This window comes from Actinoplanes sp. NPDC020271 (assembly GCF_044388125.1).
In the GTDB taxonomy this organism is placed as follows: domain Bacteria; phylum Actinomycetota; class Actinomycetes; order Mycobacteriales; family Micromonosporaceae; genus Actinoplanes.
In genome coordinates, this window is record NZ_JBIRWQ010000075.1 from 1 (window position 1) to 4487 (window position 4487).

The 4487-nt window shown below is 65.2% G+C and carries 7 protein-coding genes and 1 pseudogene; 5 read left to right on the top strand and 3 right to left on the bottom strand.

Going from position 1 to position 4487, the window contains the following annotated elements; genetic code table 11:
* Positions 1-202: 202 nt before the first annotated feature.
* The 3 genes and pseudogenes from ACH442_RS47825 to ACH442_RS47835 form a co-directional block, all read right to left on the bottom strand.
* Complete coding sequence (locus ACH442_RS47825) at positions 203-643, bottom strand: contact-dependent growth inhibition system immunity protein (RefSeq protein ID WP_396344887.1); 441 nt, start codon at positions 641-643, stop codon at positions 203-205.
* A 12-nt stretch (positions 644-655) separates the two neighbouring features.
* Positions 656-817 (bottom strand): annotated as a pseudogene (locus tag ACH442_RS47830) (hypothetical protein); the annotation flags it as partial.
* Positions 818-867: 50 nt separating this feature from the next.
* Positions 868-1425: a hypothetical protein gene (locus ACH442_RS47835; RefSeq protein ID WP_396344888.1), complete on the bottom strand. Its 558-nt coding sequence runs from the start codon at positions 1423-1425 to the stop codon at positions 868-870.
* Positions 1426-1522: 97 nt separating this feature from the next.
* On the opposite strand from ACH442_RS47835, the gene ACH442_RS47840 reads away from it, so the two are divergent.
* The 5 genes from ACH442_RS47840 to ACH442_RS47860 are packed head-to-tail and all read left to right on the top strand — an operon-like array spanning position 1523 to position 4411.
* Complete coding sequence (locus ACH442_RS47840; protein ID WP_396344889.1) at positions 1523-1717, top strand: hypothetical protein; 195 nt, start codon at positions 1523-1525, stop codon at positions 1715-1717.
* Positions 1714-2604: a hypothetical protein gene (locus ACH442_RS47845; RefSeq protein WP_396344890.1), complete on the top strand. Its 891-nt coding sequence runs from the start codon at positions 1714-1716 to the stop codon at positions 2602-2604. Before ACH442_RS47840 ends, ACH442_RS47845 begins: the two co-directional genes overlap by 4 nt.
* 9 nt (positions 2605-2613) lie before the next feature.
* Positions 2614-3144, top strand: a complete 531-nt coding sequence (locus ACH442_RS47850; RefSeq protein ID WP_396344891.1) for a YbaB/EbfC family nucleoid-associated protein — start codon at positions 2614-2616, stop codon at positions 3142-3144.
* Positions 3141-3470, top strand: coding sequence for a type VII secretion target (locus ACH442_RS47855; RefSeq protein ID WP_396344892.1), 330 nt, complete (start codon positions 3141-3143; stop codon positions 3468-3470). Before ACH442_RS47850 ends, ACH442_RS47855 begins: the two co-directional genes overlap by 4 nt.
* Entirely contained in the window at positions 3467-4411 is a 945-nt protein-coding gene (locus ACH442_RS47860; protein ID WP_396344893.1) for a WXG100 family type VII secretion target, read from the top strand. Before ACH442_RS47855 ends, ACH442_RS47860 begins: the two co-directional genes overlap by 4 nt.
* Positions 4412-4487: the final 76 nt, after the last annotated feature.

The following is a 4487-nucleotide window of genomic DNA, read 5'->3' on the forward strand; positions in this document are numbered from 1 at the left end:
CTTACACGATTACAACCATCATCGGCCCCACACCGCCATCGGCAAGACCACGCCGATCACCCGGTTGAACAACCTGGCTGGACATCACAGCTAGCCGGACCACATACCGAGCAGCACGATCGCCGGGCGGTGGACCCGATGAGTACCCGTGCGCGCCGCTGACCGCCGTTGCGCACGGGCGCCCGAGCGTCTCCGAGCAGTCTCAGAGCGGACCGAGTGACGGCGCCGGCGGTTGCGAGGCGCCGCTTTCGCGGAACGTGGCGATGTCAGCCCGCAGCTCGTCATCGTCAACTTCGTCCAGGTCGATGGTGCCGACCAGGGCACGCAGGCGAGCTGACTCGCCGGGATGGGCAGCCCAGTAGCCCGCCGGGACGCGGTTCAGGACGGCGTTCAACAAGTCGCCCGGGTAGTAGTCGCCCTCGGCCAACGGGTCGTGCTCGATGATGTCCAGTGCTCGCGGCACCAAGACCAGAACACCTTCCCGCTGGCCGAGAAGCACTCGCAGATCCTCGATCTCGAGCAAGCCGATCGGTTTGCGGCGCAGCTCATGAACCGTGGCGATGAGCTTGCTGGCGTCGGCGGGCGCATCGCCCCACGCGACGCCTTCAATCTCTTCGAGGGACTGCTCTCGTACGTCGGTCATGGCATCTCCCTCTCAGTTGGTGCCCCGCGGTACGAACTGCTCGGAGTGATCCAGCAGTGGACTGGCCTCGCCCAGCTCGTCCTGCGCGGCTAAGCGCTGCTCTTCGGGCAGGCGAGCATCGTCGACCTCGCGTTTCAACTGCCGAATACGGTTGATCAGGCCGCGTTGGGCATTGCGAACCTCGTCGACACGGTCCCACGGCGTGCCGTCCGACTTTCGGGCTACTACTTCCCATCGAGTTCACGCCGCGCACCGTCGAGGTCCTTCTCGGTGAGGTGCTCTTTCAACCGATCGGTCTTGCGTGGCACGCTTCGCGATGGCTGACTGCCTTGCATCGGCGAGACCGCGTCGTCACTTGCGGCGTGTTGCATCAGCGAGGCCCCGGCCGCCGTGGTCATGGTGGCGCCAGCGGCAAGGCCTGCGGCCGAAACGACGTTGAGCGGAACTCCAACGACGGCGCCCGCACCGGTCGCGTCGAGTGCCACGCCGATGCCTTCTCCTCCGGAACTCAGCAGCATCAGCCCGATGCCGGCTGCCGCCGTCGCGACTTCGCCCGGATGGTGGATCACCGCGTTGCCCATCGAGGCCAAGTTGTTGACCACGTCGGCACCGACGTCTTTGAGGAAGTCGCCCGCGTCATCCAGCCAGGACGACTTCTCGGGCGCTGCGGCCGCCTCATTGTTCAGGAAGCTCACCGCTTGGCTGCCAGCGTTGCTGACCTGCTCTCGCGCCGAGTTGAGGACATCCCGCGCCGCTTGTCGCCCCGGCTCCCCGGCGTCCACGAACGGCGCGACTTCTCGGCCGGGAGCCGCCTGCGCGATCGCCTGATCATGGCGTTGACATACTCCCGCTGGACCAGGTCGCGGAAGCCGTCCAGCCATGCATCATCCGGTGCCGTCGGCGAACCGGGCCCTGTACACCTCGACCGCCCGGTGTAGCGTTTCGCTGCCGGCTCCGGCGCTCAACCGGCTCCCCAAGCCCCTGGCGACCATCGTTTTCCACTACAGCCCCACGCTGACCTACACCCCAGAGTTCGCCAGCATGGTCGACCCCAAGACGACGCGGAACTGGTGAAACGTCTGCGGCAACGCTACGGGGCCGAGCCCGCCGCGCTCACTGATGTGGTCATGCTGACGCCCTCCGACCAGGGTGGGACACGCCGTGCCGAGCATCCCGCCATCGAGGTTCATCCGCTGAGGTTCGGCTCCGGCGAACTAAGGGCCAGCCATTGGCGTTTCCTTATGGGCGCCCTTGGCAGCAAGTCGACCTACATCCGTCAACTCAACCGGATCATGCGGGCCAACCGGTCCGGGCTCACGCTTGACGCCCTCCGCGACGGCATCGATCAGTCCACGCTGACCGACCAGATCAAGCAGCTTGCCCACCAGCGACTCGACCTCGCGGCCGACTACATCGACGACAGCTTCCGGGTCCAGGACCTTGTCCGGCCCGGTCGCCTGATCATCGTCGACCTCCGCGACGAGCTCATCGAGAAGGACGAGGCGCTCGGTCTGTTCGTGGTGCTCATGGAACTCTTCGCCGAGGGGACGGCCGAGGGGGAGCGTTTCAACAAGCTCGTGGTCTTCGACGAGGCACACAAGTACATCGAGAGTCCAGACCTAGTGCACGGCCTGGTGGAAAGTGTCCGGGAGATGCGGCACAAGGGCATGAGCATCCTTGTGGCCAGCCAGGACCCGCCGTCGGTGCCCATCCCACTCATCGAACTCTCCAACCACGTGATCCTTCATCGATTCACGTCCCCGGCCCGGCTGAAGCACCTACAGAAGGCCAATGCGGCACTCGCCGACTTGACGCCGGCCAAGCTGGCCGCGCTCAATCGCGGCGCGGCCTACCTGTGGTCCAACAAGGCCACCGACGCGGCCTTGACCCGCGGCGCCGTCAAAATTTCGCTTCGCCCACGGGTCACCCGACACGGCGGCGGTACAAGGACGGCGGTGTAACCAAGCTATTTGGAGGACGAGGTGTACAACAGCGAGATCCTCGCCTTGGACCGATACAGGAGTCACCAGGAAGATCGGGCCGCCGAAGCCCTACGCCAACCCGTCCTGCTGGCAACAGCCCGCTACTCTGTCGAAGGACGTCGATGGAAACTGACCATGGATGGTGTCGATGCCGCCGAGGAGTGGCTGGACTCGTGGGCGAGACAGACGACCGCGCAAGCCGCGCGCGGCGTCGAGTTGTCGCGGCGGGTAGCGGCACTGACCGGTTCCGCGGAAGGCCATCACGGCGCAATCCGAGTCGTCGTCGGGCCGGCTGGCCAAATGACAAGGCTGGAACTCGATGACCAGGTGCATGAGCTGTCCGGACCCAGGCTGGCCCAGGAGATCATGGCGGTCACACGGAGCGCTCAAGCAGACCTCTCCCGTTCGGTGGCCGAAGAGGTCAGAGCGACGGTCGGCACCGACACCGAGACCGGCCAAGCGGTGCTCCATTCGTTCGAGGCCCGCTTCGGGACTGACCAGCGTGAGACCGGCCGATGAGCGCTGAGTTGAGGTTTCCGCCTGAGGCAATCCTGCAACACGCCGATCTGGTCGGTGGAGCATCCGACGAAATAGCGCAGATCCGAGCGGCAGTCGGCGAGGTCAGTGTGAGCAGCGAAGCGTACGGGCAGCTGTGTCAATTCCTACCAGCCCTGCTTACGCCGCTGTTCGGCAGCGCTGTGGGTGTCTTGAATGATGCGACGGAAACGCTCAGCGAAACGGCGATGAATCTTCGGACGGCAGCAATTCGGTTAACGGCGACCGATACGGCGAACGCCGAGGACCTTCATCAAGCTGCCAGCCCGGGCTTCGATTCGCCGCTATGACCCAGAACCCGCTGATCACGCAGGCTGCCAGCTCGACCACGTGGTACACCGGGCTCGGCTTGGCCGAGGACGCCGCCCAGATCAGTGACGGCATCCAGAACGGCAGTTGGGTCGACGGCACGCTGGGTGGCGTCGGCGGCACCTTGGACCTGCTCGGAACAGCGCTCGACCCGCTCGGCTCACTGGTTGCCTGGGGTGTCGGCTGGCTGATGGAACACGTACGCCCGCTGCGCGAAGCCCTGGACTGGCTCGCCGGCCAACCCGACGAGATCGCCGCGCACGGCGCGACCTGGCGTAACGTAGCCACAGCCACGAACGCCACTCTTCAGCGCTACACCGACGCCGTCCGCGATCAGACGGCAGGATGGTCCGGCGCCTCCGGCGACGCCTACCGGCATCATGCGGCGCAACAGCTCGACGCCCTCGGCGGCATCGCCAAAGCGACCGAGGGAATCTCGTACGCCGTCGAAGGCGCCGGCCTGCTCGTCGGCCTGGTCCGCGGGATCGTCCGCGATCTGATCGCCCAGTTCGTGGCCACTCTCGCCGCCAGGCTGCCTCAATGGCTGGCCGAAGAGGGCTTGACCCTCGGCTTCGCCACCCCCGTGGTCATCAGCCAGGTAAGCGCTCTGGTCGCCAAATGGGTCAACCGGATCCAAGGCTTCATACGAGCACTACTGAACAGCCTGCGACGGCTCAGCGGCAAAATCACCGACCTGAACCACATACTCGACGAACTCAAGAACAAACTCGGCAAGCTCAGCCGCTCTGACCCGACAGCAGCGCCAGCTCCGCCCAAGGCTGATTTTTTCAGCAAAAGCCCGGCGCGCAGCAACCGGGATGTACTGGACAACGGGCCGGGTACACCGATGACTATCGACAACGTCAATGAGGTTGCAGGCAGGATGGACATCAACCTGGACAATGTTCCGCCCCGGGTTTGATGGAGACATCCAAACCTGGGAGAGAATCTCGCTATGGCGGCACCGAAGAAGTACCCCGATGAGCTGCGTGAGCGGG

Bases quoted from the DNA above. Each gene is read 5' to 3' on its own strand.
- ACH442_RS47855 (WP_396344892.1), top strand. From the start codon at position 3,141: ATGAGCGCTGAGTTGAGGTTTCCGCCTGAGGCAATCCTGCAACACGCC.
- ACH442_RS47825 (WP_396344887.1), bottom strand. From the start codon at position 643: ATGACCGACGTACGAGAGCAGTCCCTCGAAGAGATTGAAGGCGTCGCG.
- ACH442_RS47860 (WP_396344893.1), top strand. From the start codon at position 3,467: ATGACCCAGAACCCGCTGATCACGCAGGCTGCCAGCTCGACCACGTGG.
- ACH442_RS47840 (WP_396344889.1), top strand. From the start codon at position 1,523: ATGCATCATCCGGTGCCGTCGGCGAACCGGGCCCTGTACACCTCGACC.